General features: G+C 71.7%; 7 protein-coding genes. 4 read left to right on the top strand and 3 right to left on the bottom strand.

The features are described from left to right. Positions 1 to 206: 206 nt before the first annotated feature. Positions 207 to 1,127, top strand: a complete 921-nt coding sequence (sigJ, locus tag ACIHIX_RS41810; RefSeq protein WP_399965797.1) for an RNA polymerase sigma factor SigJ — start codon at positions 207 to 209, stop codon at positions 1,125 to 1,127. A 107-nt stretch (positions 1,128 to 1,234) separates the two neighbouring features. On the opposite strand, the gene ACIHIX_RS41805 is transcribed toward sigJ, so the two are convergent. Together ACIHIX_RS41805 and ACIHIX_RS41800 are read right to left on the bottom strand one after the other, a co-directional pair. Beyond that, complete coding sequence (locus ACIHIX_RS41805; protein WP_399965795.1) at positions 1,235 to 3,478, bottom strand: glycoside hydrolase family 9 protein; 2,244 nt, start codon at positions 3,476 to 3,478, stop codon at positions 1,235 to 1,237. 154 nt (positions 3,479 to 3,632) lie between these two features. After that, entirely contained in the window at positions 3,633 to 6,728 is a 3,096-nt protein-coding gene (locus ACIHIX_RS41800; RefSeq protein WP_399965794.1) for a glycoside hydrolase family 2 TIM barrel-domain containing protein, read from the bottom strand. A gap of 287 nt (positions 6,729 to 7,015) precedes the next feature. Between ACIHIX_RS41800 and ACIHIX_RS41795 the strand changes: the two genes are divergently transcribed. Next, positions 7,016 to 9,397: a SpoIIE family protein phosphatase gene (locus tag ACIHIX_RS41795; protein ID WP_399965793.1), complete on the top strand. Its 2,382-nt coding sequence runs from the start codon at positions 7,016 to 7,018 to the stop codon at positions 9,395 to 9,397. A 16-nt stretch (positions 9,398 to 9,413) separates the two neighbouring features. On the opposite strand, the gene ACIHIX_RS41790 is transcribed toward ACIHIX_RS41795, so the two are convergent. Further along, positions 9,414 to 10,001 (bottom strand): RNA polymerase sigma factor, encoded by a 588-nt coding sequence (locus ACIHIX_RS41790; RefSeq protein ID WP_399965792.1) that lies wholly within the window; start codon positions 9,999 to 10,001, stop codon positions 9,414 to 9,416. A gap of 9 nt (positions 10,002 to 10,010) precedes the next feature. Between ACIHIX_RS41790 and ACIHIX_RS41785 the strand changes: the two genes are divergently transcribed. Further along, positions 10,011 to 11,363, top strand: a complete 1,353-nt coding sequence (locus tag ACIHIX_RS41785) for a serine/threonine-protein kinase (protein ID WP_399965791.1) — start codon at positions 10,011 to 10,013, stop codon at positions 11,361 to 11,363. Between the two features lie 78 nt (positions 11,364 to 11,441). Continuing rightward, positions 11,442 to 12,110: a DUF4232 domain-containing protein gene (locus ACIHIX_RS41780; RefSeq protein WP_399965790.1), complete on the top strand. Its 669-nt coding sequence runs from the start codon at positions 11,442 to 11,444 to the stop codon at positions 12,108 to 12,110. Positions 12,111 to 12,116: the final 6 nt, after the last annotated feature.

Genomic DNA, 12,116 nt, shown 5'->3' with positions numbered 1-12,116 from the left:
CCTCCGCCTTGCAGCTGCACGCACCAAGCCCCGCTCACCGGCACCGGTTCAGCACCGTCGCTCCGAGTCGGGCTGATCCGAAAGACACGACCTAGCCCTGCCCTGGATCCTCACGGTGAGGCACACGTCACATTTCCGCCCTCCGATGTCACGTTCCCGCCCCCGAGGACCCTCGCAGTAGTGAGCGCGCACCGGGGAGGCCACGCATGACCGAGATCCGTGATCCGGGGACGGACGAGGCGACGGACGTCTTCGTCGACCACCGTGAGCTGCTGTTCGGCATCGTCTACAACATGCTGGGCAGCGTCGCGGACACCGAGGACGTGGTCCAGGAGACCTGGCTGTCCTGGACGGGCCGGGCCCGGGGCGGCGACTCGTCGCCGACCGGGATCGCCAACCCTCGCGCCTACCTGGTCCGTATCGCCGTGAACCACGCCCTCGCCCGCCGCGCCGCGATCAGCAGGCGCCGCGAGACCTACGTCGGCCCGTGGCTGCCCGAGCCCCTGCTCACCGACGCCGCCGAGGACACGGCGTTGCGCGGCGAGTCGGTCTCGATGGCGATGCTGGTGGTCCTGGAGTCCCTGACGCCGCTGGAGCGCGCGGTGTTCGTGCTCAACGAGGTGTTCGGATATCCGCACACCGAGATCGCGGACATCCTCGACCGCACCGCGGCGGCCGTACGGCAGGTCGCCCACCGGGCCCGGGAGCACGTGCACGCGCGCCGGCCGCTGTACGACGCGCATCCCAGGGTGCGGCAGGAGGCGACCGAGCGGTTCGTGGAGGCCGCGCTCGGCGGGGACATCGGCGCGCTGATGGAGATCCTCGCGCCCGACGTGACCATCTGGACGGACGCCGGCGGCAACCGCAGGGCAGCGGGGCTGCGTCCGGTGCGCGGCCGGGACAAGGTGGTCCGCTTCATCGACGGGTTCCGCTCCCGCGGCGCCGCCCTCGACCTGGAGCTGCGCTACGAGCAGGCCAACGGCGACCCGGCGGCGGTGCTGTTCGAGGGTGACTCGCCCTACGCGGTGATGGTCATGGACCTCACGCCCGAGGGTGACCGCGTGTCCGACGTGTACATCGTCACCAACCCCGACAAGCTCGCGCACGTCCGACGGGAGGACCGGTGAGCAGTGGGACGGGGCATCATGCCGGCGCCGAGGGAGCTGGAGGACCGTACGGACCAGCCCTTCCAGCTCCGCTCGTCGCCGTACTTCCGTGAACCGCCGTTCTCCGCCTACGTCTGGTCCGCCACGAAGGAGGCCATCCGGCTCAGGGCGGAGTTCCAGTTGATGGTGTGCTCGTTGGTCGACCAGGACTGGATGTCGTCGATGTAGCAGAACTGGCCGACGCAGCCCTGGAGTTTGCTCTGTGCGTAGGGGTCCTGGATGCTCGAGTTCGGCCCGCCCGACAGGGTGCCCTTCGGCGGGTTCGGGAGGTTCGGGTCGAGCTGGTGGGCGTACCAACGGCTGTGCTGGTTGTGGGAGTTCACCTCGCCGTAGCCGGTGACGTACGACATGTTCAGGGCGTTGCGGCCGAAGAGGTAGTCGACGCTCTGGAGGGCGCCGTCCCGGTACTTGGTCGCGCCCGTGATGTCGTACGCGGTGGCGATGACGATGCCGTTGTGCAGGATCTGGTGGTTGGAGCCCCAGTCGTAGAGGTTGTCGGTGGGCGCGTACGGCATGCCGTACGGCTGCGACTTCAGCGTGCTGAGGTAGCGGTCGGCGCCCTTGACGACCGACTGGCGGACCTTGTCACGGCCGGGCAGCTTGTTGGGGACGGTCGCGAGGTCCAGGCGGGCCGCGGCACCCGTGCGGGCCCAGTCGTAGCCGAGCGGGCCGAAGATGTCGGCGGTGTGGACGGGCGAGTTGAGGATGTAGTCCGCGAACCGCTTCTCCCCCGTGGTGAGATACAGCTCGGCCGCCGCCCAGTAGAACTCGTCCGTGGCGTCGGTGTCGGGGTAGGCGCCGCCGCCGGTGCCGTCGTTGGGGTCGGCGTGGAGGGCGGGGTGCGCGAGGGCCGCGGTCCAGGCCGTACGGGCGGCGGCCAGGGTCTTCGCCGCGAACGCCTTGTCGTAGGGCTTGTAGAGGCGGGCCGCCTGCGCCGCGGTGGCCGCGAGGTTCAGGGTCGCCTCGGTGGTCGCGGGGTGCAGCTCACGCTTCTGCGGGTCTTCGCTCGGCAGCAGCGGGAGGCCGGTCCACGCCTCGTCGTGGATCTTGTGGTGGGCCATGCCGGCCAGTGGTTGCCCCGCCGGCACCTGCATCTTCAGCAGGAACTCCAGCTCCCAGCGGCTCTCGTCGAGGATGTCCGGCACCTTGTTGCCGCTCTCCGGGATCGCGAGGGTGCCGTCGCCGAGCTTCGCGGGTCGGCCGGTGCGGGCGTGCAGGGCACGCTCGTAGGTGCTCAGCAGCTCCCAGGTGGAGATGCCGCCGTTGACGACGTACTTGCCGTGGTCGCCGGCGTCGTACCAGCCGCCGGTGACGTCGAGCTTGTAGTCGCAGACGCCCGGCTGGCAGGGTACGGCGGAGTCACCCTGGTTGGGGGCCACGTCGACATGACCGGCGGCGCGGCCGTAGCCGGGCCGGAGATCGTCGCGGATCGGGGTGCCGCTGCGCTGGGTGTAGTAGTACTTCAGGGCGTCCAGGCGCAGTCGCTCATAGGCGCCGGTGCCGATGTCGAACGGGCGACTGGTCTCCCCGTCGGCGACCAGCGTGTAGCCGGTGCCCGCCTTCTTGTACGCCCCGAAGTCGATCGAGTGGACGTTCTGCGCGGAGGACGCGTCGATGCCGCGCGGTGTGGTCGAACCCTGCGCCACCACGGTCCCGGAGGCGTTCTTCAGCTGCCAGGGCAGCTTGTCCGTCGCGTCCGTGACCAGCGTGGCGTTCTTCGGTCCCGAGGGCAGATAGGCGACCTGGTTGACCCGCACCCGCGGCCCGGTGTCGGGCTCGTACACCTCCGGCGGCACCCCGCCGAGCAGGGACACGTCGTCCATGCAGAACTTCCAGGCGTCCGCGCTGCCGCCGAGCTGGAAGCCGACCTGGGCCTGGGTGGCGTCGACGGGTGAGGTGAAGGTGTAGGAGTAGCTGTTGCCGGAGACGCTGAGCTGCGGGCTGACCTCGAAGTAGGTGTCGTACGGGGCCACTTGGAGCCCCACGATCGCGCGCACGACATGCCCGTCGGGGACACCGTCCGCCGTGAAGGCGAACTTGTACGACTCCCCCTTGACCAGGGTGACGTCGTTCTGGCCGACGGCGGCGTCCCAGCGGTTGGTGGTGCCGCCCGGCACGTCCGCGCACAGCCGCCCGTCGGACAGGCCCGCGGTGACGTTGCTGGTCGCCCACCAAGGGTCGATGGCGGTGTCGAAGGTGCCGTTCTTCAACTGCTCGACCTCGTCTGCCGCTGCTGGGGAGGTCGGCGCGGCGACAAGTACCGCACCCAGCAGGGCCATCAGGGACAACAGGGTGGTACTGCGTCTTTTCACGTCCGGGGCTCCTCGGTGAGCTACGGGCGGCGCTCATGATGGGAGCGCTCCCAAGTGGCGGTCGGTGCCATGCTTGTTGCAGGCATGACACCTCGTCAACGGTCCGGACGTGACTGATTGGTCCGATCCCGTCCGGACCGTACGCGAAGGCGGGTCAGGCGGCCGGCACCGCCAGCTTGCTGATCCGCACCGAGCCGCGGACTTCACCGGGATGGCCGCTGGTCAGAAGCAGCCGCAGCCGGGATCCGCCGAGCGCGTCGAAGGTGACGACGGTCGGCGCGTCGGACTCGCCCGCCCACTCCACCGCCGCGCCCTGCGCCTTCACCCAGCGCTTCCCGTCCCACGCCTCCGCCTCGACGGCGGCGGGCAGGCTGTGGGTCGCGCTCAGGGTGAACGAGACCTCCACCCGATCGAAGGTCCGCGTGCGCCCGAAGTCCACGGAGACCCAGTCCTCGGCCCTGGCCCCGTTGAACACCGGCAACAGCGCGGTCGCCGCCTTGCTGAAGGCGTTGGACCAGCCGGTCGCCGGGTCACCGTCGAGCATCGCGGCGGGCAGGGTGTCGGTGCGGCCGGAGTAACTGGCGTCCGGGTACGGGTAGTTCGGCGGGACAGGGTGGTCGGGCCGGAAGTCGGCCGCCGGGGTGGCCGCGGCCGAGCGGACGGGCTTGGCGCGCACGGTCGCGGTGTCCACGCGCAGCCCCGCCGCCCGTGCGGTCACCTTCAGGGAACCCGGCTCGGTACCCGCGCGCACGACGGCGAGCGCCTTGCCGTGGAACGCGGTGCGGGTGGCTGCCTGGTAGCGCTCGGCGCTCTCCTGACGGCCGTTGTCCAGCCCGGCGAGGGAGCCGCCCCGCACCTCGAACGCGATCAGATCCTCGGCGTCGGGCACGACCACCCCGCGCGCGTCGACGATCTCCGCGGTGACGAACACCAGTGAACGCCCGTCCGCGGCCACCGACTTGCGGTCGGATGTCAGCCGTACGGCGTGCGCCGCGCCCGCGGTGCGCAGCACATCGGTGGCGACGGTCTTCCCGGCCCGGCGGGCCACGGCCTTCAGCTCACCGGGTCGGTAAGGTACCTGCCACGTCAGGTGCAGCTTGCCGGCGCTGCCGTTGGGACTGGTGTAGCTGCCGGGGTAGGGGCCGTCGGTGAAGGTCTTGTCGTCGCCGGTCGCCTCGGTGGTCTCCAGGTAGCCGCGCCCGTCGACGGTCGTCTTCGTGTCGAACTTCCGCACACCCAGGGACTTTCCGTTCAGGAACAGCTCGACGGTCTCGACGTTGGAGTACGCCCACACCTCGACCGTGTCCCCTTCCTCGTGGTTCCAGGTCATCGGCAGCAGATGGACCATGGGTTCCTCGACCCACTGGCTCCGGAACAGGTGGTACATGTCCTTCGGGAAGCCGGCCGTGTCGACGGCGCCGAAGAAGGACGCCTTCACCGGGAAGACGTCGTACGGCGTGGGTTCGCCGATGTAGTCGATGCCGGACCACAGGAACTGGCCGGTGAACCACTTCCGGTCGCGGTCCTTCTTGTGGCCGTACTCGCCGCTCATGGTCCAGGAGGCGAGGTTGTTGTCGTAGGAGGAGACGGCCCGCTTGCCCGGGGTGTGGTTCTCGCCGGTGTTGAGGCGCTCCGGCTCCTGGTAGGCGCCCCGCGTCGAGGTCTCGGAGGACGACTCGGACTCGAAGAGGAACAGGTGCGGATAGCGGGCGTGCAGGGCGTCCACCGACTTGGCGGTGTTGTAGTTGAGGCCGAGTCCGTCCAGCTTGGCGAGGATCAGGTCGGCGGGGGTGCCGGGGGCGGGGACGCTGCGGTGGCGGTGGGAGCCGATGACGACGGGGCGGGTGTCGTCGTGGGACCTGATGCCGGCGATGAGACGGTCCGCGATGGTGAGGCCGGCGGTGGAGGTGAACTCGGAGATCTCGTTGCCGATCGACCACATGACGACGGCGGGTGAGTTCCGGGCGGCCAGCACCATCTCCGCGATGTCCCGGTCGGACCACTCGTCGAAGAACCGGCCGTAGTCGTAACGGGACTTGGGGCTGCGCCAGCAGTCGAAGGCCTCCACCATCATCACGATGCCGAGCTCCTCGCAAACCCGGATCATCTCCGGCGAGGGCGGGTTGTGCGAGGTGCGGAAGGAGTTGACGCCCATCGACTTCATGATCGTCATCTGGCGGCGGATCGCGTCGACGCTGACGGCCGCGCCGAGCGCGCCGAGGTCGTGGTGCAGGTCGACGCCCTTCAGCTTGGCGTGGCGGCCGTTGAGATGGAACCCCTCGTCCGGGTCGATGCGGACGGTGCGGATACCGAACGGGGTGCGGTAGGTGTCCACGGTCCGTCCGCCGACGCGGAGTTCGGTCAGCAGGGTGTAGCGGTGGGGGTCGGCGAAGTCCCACAGCCTGGGGTCGGGGACGGTGAGTTCGTGGGTCTCGGTCGCCTTGTCGGTGAGGTCGACCGTGGTCGCCGTGCGGGTGACCGTGCGGCCCCTGGCGTCCTTCACCGTCGAGCGGATCTCGACCTGGCTCGCGATGCCGGACGTGTTCACCACGGAAGTCGCCACCTGGACGATGGCCCGCTTCTCCGTGATGTCCGGAGTGGTGACACGGGTGCCCCAGCGCTCCACGTGCACCGGCTCGGTGATGACGAGGCGGGCCTCGCGGTAGATGCCGCTGCCCGAGTACCAGCGGCTGCTGGGCAGCCGGTTCTGCACCTTGACCGCGATGACGTTCTCGGTGGTGCCGTCGGTGTGCAGCAGATCGGTGAGGTCGAAGGCGAAGCCGGTGTAACCGTAGGGGTGGCGGCCGACCTCGGTGCCGTTGCAGTAGAGGTACGAGTCCATGTAGACGCCGTCGAACTCCACCGCGACGCGCTTGTCCGCGTAGCCGGGCGGCAGGGTGAAGGCGAGGCGGTACCAGCCGAGACCGCCGGGGAAGAAGCCGGTGCCGCTGGTGGTGCCGTTCTGGGTGGTCGGGGCGAGCTCGATGCTCCAGTCGTGCGGCACGGCCACCTCGCGCCAGGCCGAGTCGTCGTAGGCGGGGTCGGCGGCGCCGGCGTAGGCGCCGGTGGGGTCCGTGATGCCGCCCGGGTCGACCAGGGCGAAGCGCCAGCCGTCGCGCAGGGCGACCGTGCCGCGGCCCGCGGCGCCGCCCGCGGCCTCGGCGGCCAGGGCCGCCGGTGTGCCGAGCAGCGCTCCGGCCGTGGGGGCGGCGACGGAGGCGATCAGAACAGATCTGCGAGTGACCGTCATGACGTGCGGCTCTCCCTCATCCGGCTCTTTCTCATCAGGGCCCAGAAGTACTCACAACTGATCGTGAACACACAGATTCTGACGTGCTGCCACTCGGGACCGTCAAGGGTGCGGAACAGCGCAGGTGCCTCAGCCACCACATCGGCCGGATTTCCGCCTTGACCCCGTCCGGCGGCGGACCGCGCGGTACGCGGGGGGGTTCCGGTCCGCGCACGAGCGTGACGCACTAGGCTGGAACTCATGTGACGTGTCTGTTCACTGTGAGTGTGCGCAATGGAGTGGCCGCGATGAGCCCGGACTATCCGTTCGACGATGCCGCGACGGCGCGGGCTGTCATCGACGACCACGGAACAGTCGTGGAGTGGAACGCCGGCGCCGAGCGCCTGCTGGGCCGGCCCGCCGCCGAGGTCGTGGGGAGTCGGGCCGAGAACCTCCTGGTCAGCGATGGTGGCCCAGCGGCCTTCACCCCGGCCGGCCCGCGCTGGGACGGAACGGTCACGCTCCGTCACCGCGACGGCGGCACCGTGTCCGTGTGGCTGCTGGCCCATCACCACCGTGCCAAGGACGGCGCCCCGGGCCGGTGGCTCGTCGTGACCCCGCTGGAGGACGGCGAGCCGCGCTCCGGCGACGACCCGCTCGCCACGGCGGCGCTCGTGCAGTCGCCGTGCGCTGTCGCGGTCTACGACGAGCGGCTGCGGCTGAGCCGCCTCAACGACGCCATGGCCGACGTGATCGGACTGCCCGAGGCACGCATCCGGGGCCTCAGGCTGTCGGAGATCGGCGGCAAACCGCAGAGCGCGGAGCTGGAGGCACATCTGCTGCGGGTGCTCACCTCGGGCCGGGCCGAGGACGTCCAGACGTACATGCGCACCGGTGGCGAGACAATGGCGCACGCCTGGCTGGCCAGAATGGCCCCGGTCACCGACGGCGAGGGCCGGGTGCGGGGCGTGTGTCTGGCGGCACACGACTTCACCGAGAACTACCTGGCCCGCGAGCGGCTGCAACTGGTCAACGAGGCGAGCGTGCGCATCGGCTCCACGCTCGACGTCACCCGGACGGCGCAGGAACTCGCGGACGTCTGCGTGCCCGCGCTCGCCGACTTCGTCAGCGTCGACCTGCTGGACCCGCAGGAGAACGGAGACCCTCCCCCGGCCCTCACCACACCGATCGGGCTGCGCCGGGCCGCGCACCAGTCGGTCAACCCGGGCACCCCGGAGGCCGTGGCCAAGCCGGGACAGGTCGAGGTCTACCCGGCCTCCTCACCCCAGGCCGACTCATTGGTGGCGGGCCGGACCATCGTCGCCACGGTGGCCTCCGGGCAGCTGGACGAGTGGCTGACCTGGAACCAGGCGCGGGCCGACGCCGTCCGGCAGTTCGGCATCCACTCCACGATGTCGGTGCCGATCCAGGCCCGCGGGCTGACCCTCGGGGTCGCGGTGCTGACCCGGTTCAGGCGGCCCGACCCGTTCACGCCGGACGACGTGCTGCTGGCCGAGGAGGTGACGGCCCGCGCGGCCGTCTGCATCGACAACGCCCGCCGCTTCTCCCGCGAGCGGGAGACCGCGCTCGCGCTCCAGCGCAGCCTGCTGCCCCGCTCGCTGCCGCACACCGCGGCCGTACTGGCGGCCTCCCGGTATCTGCCCGCGGCCCGGGCCGGGGTGGGCGGCGACTGGTTCGACGTGATCCCGCTGTCCGGGATGCGGGTCGCGATGGTCGTCGGGGACGTCGTCGGTCACGGCATCCAGGCCTCGGCCACCATGGGCCGGCTGCGCACCGCCGTACGCACCCTCGCCGACATCGACCTGGCCCCCGACGAGCTCCTCACCCACCTCGACGACCTCGTGGTCCGGCTCTCCGCCGAGGCCGGCGCCGACGGCAGCCCGGGCGAGGTCGGGGCGACCTGTGTGTACGCGGTCTACGACCCGGTGTCGCGACGCTGCACACTGGCCCGGGCCGGACACCCCGCGCCGATACTGATCCCGCCGGGCGGCGCGCCCGAGCAGGTCGGCCTGCCCTCGGGGCCGCCGCTGGGCGTGGGCGGACTGCCCTTCGAATCGACCGAGCTGGAGCTGCGCGAGGGCTCGGTCCTGGCGTTCTACACGGACGGCCTGGTCGAGTCCGCGGACCGCGACACGGACGCGGCCAACCGACTGCTGGGCGAGGCGCTCGCGGCCTTCTCCGACTCCCTCGACGAAACCTGCGACCGGGTCCTCAACACCCTGCTGCCGCCCGGCGGCTCCACCGACGACGTGGCCCTGCTGCTGGCCCGCACCCGGGGCCTGCCCGCCTCCCAGGTCGCGACCTGGCACATCCCCGCCGACCCGTCCCTCGTCGCCCCGATCCGCAAGCAGGTCGTCGAGCAGCTGGGCACCTGGGGTCTGTCGGAGGCGTCCTTCACCGCGGAACTGGTGGTGAGCGAGCTGGTCACCAACGCCATACGGTACGGCGCGCACCCCATTCGGCTACGGCTGATCCATGACGCGACCACGCTCATCTGCGAGGTCTCCGACACCAGCCACACCGCCCCGCATCTGCGCCGCGCCAAGACCTGGGACGAGGGCGGCCGCGGTCTCCTCCTGGTCGCCCAGCTCACCCAGCGCTGGGGCAGCCGGCACACGGCCGACGGCAAGACGATCTGGGCGGAGATCACCCTGCTCGACGAGGAGTGAGCCGCCAGGGCCCGTCCTACGGCGACTCGGCCAGCCAGGGCCTGACCTGTCGGCGTGCCTCGTGCAGACGGGACTTGAAGGTGCCCAGCGCGATACCGAGGCGGTCGGCGGCCTCGGCGTACTCCAGTCGGCAGATGTCCCGGTACACCAACGGCTCGACCAGCAGGGGGTGTTCGCGCTCCAGGCGTTCCAGCGCCTCCAGCAGGTCGATCCGGGAACCGGCGATGACGCTGGTGGTGCGGGGGTCCGCGCGAAGGTCGTCGAGCGTCGGGGCGGGCTGTTCGGCGGAGCGCCGCTTGAGTTCGCGGTACTTCTGCCGGCAGCAGTTGGCCACCACGGTGTACAGCCAGGTGCCGAAGCGGCTGCGCCCCTCGAACATGCCGATCCTCCGGGCGACTTGGAGCAGCACGTCCTGGGCCGCCTCCTCCGCGTCCTCGCGGCAGGGCAGGAACCGTGCGCAGCGCCGGACGACCTCGGGGCGGATCTCCGCGAGCAACGCGTCGAGCGCCGCCCGGTCGCCGTCGGCGGCGCGCCGGGCGAGGTCCTCGGTCGGGGGTCGGTCCGGCACGACTGCTCCCCTCGCCCTGGTCGGTGCGGCAGGCATGATAGTCGTATGCACTCCGTCGAGCGCATCGGCCGCTACCGGGTCGAACGACGCCTGGGCACCGGCGCGTTCGGGACGGTGTGGCTCGCCCATGACGACACGCTGGACGCACCGGTGGCCGTGAAGGTGCTCGCCGACAACTGGTCGCACCGCCTCGACGTCCGCGAACGCTTCCTGTCCGAGGCCCGGTTGCTGCGCCGAGCCGCGTCGCGGCGGGTGGTGCAGGTCCACGACATCGGCGAACTCCCGGACGGCAGACCGTACTTCGTGATGGAGTACGCCGACGGCGGCACCCTCGCCGAACTGCTCCAGGACGGCCCGCTGCCCGTCGGGGAGGCGCTGCGGCTGACGGCGTCGGCGGCGCTCGGGGCGGCCGCGCTGCACGAGGCGGGGATCGTGCACCGGGACATCAAACCGTCCAACCTGCTCCTGCGCACCGGACCGGACGGCACCCGGCAGGTGCTGCTGGCCGACCTGGGACTGGCCAAGATCCTCGCGGAGGCGTCCGGGCTGACCCTGGCCGCCGGGTCGGCGGGATACCGGCCGCCCGAGCAGGCCGAGCCCGGGACCGGCATCGACGCGCGTGCCGACGTCTACAGCCTGGGCGCGGTCGGCTACCACCTGCTCACCGGAACGGTCCCGGGTACGCCCGGCAAGGTCGTACGGCCCGACCGGCTGCGTCCGGGTCTGGACCCCGGTGTCCGGCGTGCCCTGCTGCGCGCCCTGCGTCCGGACCGCGCGCGGCGCTGGCCCGACGCGCGGTCGTTCGCGGCGGAGCTGGAACGCCTGGCGGCGGGCCGTCGTCCCCGCCGCCGGCCCGCCCTGCTCGCCGGGCTGGTGGTGACGGCGGCCCTGACCGGCACGGCCCTCGCGCTGTGGCCGCAGGACACCGCGCCCGCCGACCGGCGGATCGAGGACGTGACGGGGCGGGTGTCGGCCGCCGTACCCGCCGCGTGGGCCGGCCAGGTACGCGCGGCGGGCTGGGACCCGGGGGTCCTCGGCCTGCGCGCCGGGCACGAGCCGGGGTTCGCCGTCGCCGACGACCTGACCCGCTGGCAGGACCTCGGCGCGGACGTCAACGGCGTCTTCGCAGGGGTGCTGGAGCACGGTGACGTCACGGCCGTGGTCGACGGCCTCGACCATCCCCGGTGCCACTACGACGGCGCCCGCGACCGCACCCTGGCCCACTGGTCCGCCCGGGTCCGCAGCTGGAGCGACTGCCCCGGCGGCGGCTCCGTCGTCGAGGCCGGGCTCACTCCTGCGGACGGCGGCGGGCAGCCGCAGGTGTACGTGCAGATCAGGACGGACGGCGGCGCCGCGGCGGCGCAGGGGGTCCTCGGCTCGGTGCGGCTCGGGCGCTGACCGCGCGAACTTTTCCGGCGATCGGTGCATCGGACACTCGTGACGGGGCACAACGCGCCGTACGAGGAGTGAGAAGACATGGCGAACATGTACCGGTCCGTGCACCGGGCGGCGCTGCTCGCGAGCGCCGCCGCCGCGCTGAGCCTGCTGACCGCCTGCGGAGGCGGTGGCGGCGGCGAGGGCGACGCGGCGACCGCGCCGTCGACGCTGCCGGGCACGGCCGCGCCGGCCACCAGCGACGTGACATCGGCGACACCCTCGGTGCCCCCGAGCGCCGGACCGACGTCCCTCCCGCCGTCGCCCTCGCCCACCGGGAGCCCGGCCGCCGGCAGCCGCTGCCACACCTCCGAACTGGAGGCCGTCCTCGGCCGCAACGACCCGGGGGCCGGGCAGGAGAACTTCCCCGTGATCCTGACGAACACCTCCCAGCGCACCTGCACGATCCACGGCTATCCGGGCGCCGCCTTCGTCGACGCCGCCGGCAAGCAACTGGGCCCTGACCCCAAGCGGTCCCCCGGTACACCCACCACCGTGCGGCTGGCGCCGGGACACAGCGCCTGGTCGGGGATCACCTTCTCCAACCCGCAGATCAGTGGGGCCCGTACCGCCAATCCCGATGCCCTGCTGGTGACGCCGCCGGACGAGCGGGATCCGCTGAAGGTGTCCTGGTCGGCGGGCGAGGTGCCGGTCTCCGGCAACGAGTCCTCGGTGTTCCTGACGGTGTTCGACAAGGGCCCCGGCGCCTGACCCGCC

Origin of the sequence: Streptomyces sp. NPDC051913, assembly GCF_044593635.1 — a bacterium.
Taxonomy (GTDB): Bacteria; Actinomycetota; Actinomycetes; order Streptomycetales; family Streptomycetaceae; genus Streptomyces.
The sequence above is the reverse complement of the archived record's forward strand: the minus strand, read 5'-3'. Positions and strand labels throughout refer to the sequence as shown.